Annotated in this window: 1 protein-coding gene and 1 pseudogene; one reads left to right on the forward strand and one right to left on the reverse strand. The window is 62.7% G+C overall.

Annotated elements, in window-relative coordinates; genetic code table 11:
• Window positions 1–59: 59 nt before the first annotated feature.
• Window positions 60–620, reverse strand: coding sequence for a hypothetical protein (locus PYV55_RS16040; protein WP_275853234.1), 561 nt, complete (start codon window positions 618–620; stop codon window positions 60–62).
• Window positions 621–969: 349 nt separating this feature from the next.
• On the opposite strand from PYV55_RS16040, the pseudogene PYV55_RS16045 reads away from it, so the two are divergent.
• A pseudogene (locus PYV55_RS16045) lies at window positions 970–1,404 on the forward strand (IS3-like element ISAzo10 family transposase); the annotation flags it as partial.

Here is a 1,404-nt window from a genome sequence, read left to right on the forward strand (position 1 = left end):
AGCCGAAGATGTAGACTTATCCACAATCCAGACAGCCATTTGACCGTCAATTCAGTGGCTCAATTTTGGTTCGGAAGCCGGCTCACTTTGTTTCTGGAATCAACATCCTTGAGCATCTGCGCGCGAAACGCCAGGATGTCGGCCGGCGAGATGCGGCTGCACTTCATCTGCGCCAGGCGGTGCTTGAACGCGAAAGTTCCTTCGCGCTCGCCCCGGCGCTTGCGCACATAGGCCTCGAACTCGGGCCGCAGGCTGCTGCGGTCCAGCGGGCGGATGTCGATGCCGCCATCTTCGTTCTCGTAGGCTTTGAGCAGGGGTAGCTCGGTGGCCTCCAGGTACTGGTTGATGCGGGTCAGCTCCTGTGCCACGCCCTTTTTCGCAATACTGCAGTTTTGCGCGTAGTAATCAAGTGCCTGGGCCAGGGTGGCTTGCGTGGGACCGCCCAGCACCGGGGTGTACTCGCAGTCGGCGTTGGCCAGCTGCTCGTTGGCCCAGGCCTGGGCATCGGCGTACTTATCGAAGGTGCGTGCTGGGCGCTTGCCGTTGGCCAGGGTGACCTGGATGCGCCAGCCGTTGCGGTACTTGAATGGGCTGGGGGTGCGGTTGGACTGCTTAGCCATGGTTGACCTTCCCAGACGCCATGGGGGCGATTAAGACCGACATGGCCAGTGTGGCCGGGGTAGCCTGAAGGGGGTGGTGATACCTGCTCATCGTTCGTCATCCTTGAGTTGTGGATGACGGGTGTAGGCGCGGGTTTTAGCCTATTTGGGCCGAATCTCGCTCGTTTGGAGCGCCGTGGCGCGAACGCAGCCGCCGTGTCTGGCAGCGCTCTGCGCTATCACTTGCGCTATCAAACATCCCCTTTGTGCACTGTTTTGGCTAGAAAAGACAAAGGCCTCCCCCCCCCACGTCAGAATAGTTGTCGCCTCCATAGAACCAGAACCCCGGGGGCGGCGATGAAGGACAGAAGTGGCTCGATACGGACAAGTATTCAAAGACAAAGCGGTGGCGCGGTTGTTGCCGCCGGAGAGCGCGGCGGTGGAAGTCGTGGCGCGTGAGATTGGAATCGGCGTGGACACGCTGCAGCGCTGGCGCGAGGATGTGCAGTCCATGCCCGCCCGAGGGCGGGCATGGACTGCACGCGCCCGGCTGGAGGCGGTGATCACCACGGCGGCGCTGGACGAAGCCAGCAAGAATGCATGGTGCCGCCAGCACGGCGTGTACCCCGCCGAGTTGGACAAGTGGCACGCCAGCGCGACCGCCGCACTGGCCGAGCCCGAGCAGGCCCGTGCCAGCCCACAGGCCACGCGAGCCGACAAAAAACGCATCAAGGAACTCGAACGCGACCTGCTGCGCAAGGAGCGCGCCCTGGCCGAGACCGCCGCCTTGCTGGTCTTGTCAAAA

This window comes from Extensimonas soli, from assembly GCF_029211265.1.
In the GTDB taxonomy this organism is placed as follows: domain Bacteria; phylum Pseudomonadota; class Gammaproteobacteria; order Burkholderiales; family Burkholderiaceae_C; genus Extensimonas; species Extensimonas soli.